Annotated in this window: 1 protein-coding gene; it reads right to left on the reverse strand. The window is 45.7% G+C overall.

The window, feature by feature from the left end; translation table 11 throughout:
- Positions 1–772 (reverse strand): hypothetical protein (locus A3766_RS30325; RefSeq protein WP_197479297.1); only part of this gene is annotated, 772 nt, incomplete at both ends.

A 772-nucleotide genomic window follows, 5' to 3' on the forward strand; every position in this document is an offset into this window, starting at 1 on the left:
CGATTACGCGCTCATTATGAAAAGCAATCAATATCCGACCATAAGCATCCTGCTGCATAGCAAAGCGTGCAATAGGGTCATCTTTGTTACACATCCCCATACTCGCGTATGACTTGCGACGCAATTTCAAGACGGCTTCGTACTCCGCCTGAGTTTCAACAAAACGATACTGAACCAGCTCTTGAATATGCTGGGCATTCATACCCGCTCGACTAATGTCTCGCGGCGTCTTCTGTGCAAAATGGAAGCAATGCTGAGCCAGCTCGTCTTCTGCCAAATACGAAAGTGAGGGCGTTTCAATAAAGCATCTAATTTTATTCTGATCCGTTAACGAAACGTTGGACACCTTACCGACGACATTCTGAAGCTCTTGAATCGAACCCAAGCTATACTTCAGCTCCATACCTTCAAACAAGGTAAACTCTGTGTGAATCCCGCTTGCATAGAAGCCATTGCGAGACAAACTCTCCACCTCAAAATAGGCGTTTTGTTTGTAGACAAAAGGGTGAACCATTTGTCCTTTTAGGCTTTGTTCGGCACTTAAGTGGATAGGATGGAAACGGTCGTGCTTACTGCTCTGTTCGTGCTCAATGACCGCCGCAATTTTTACCTGCCCCTGCCTGATGGGCTGCCGGTCTATAATAAGCCCTTTAATCAGGTACTCGTGGTGTATCAAGGGGCTTACTAATACTTCTATTTTCCCTCCCACTTTCAGATCATCAGCATGCTCTTTTGAAACCGAGATAGCAAAGCCCAAACTTGAGAAGTCTGT

Source organism: Oleiphilus sp. HI0132, from assembly GCF_001635845.1.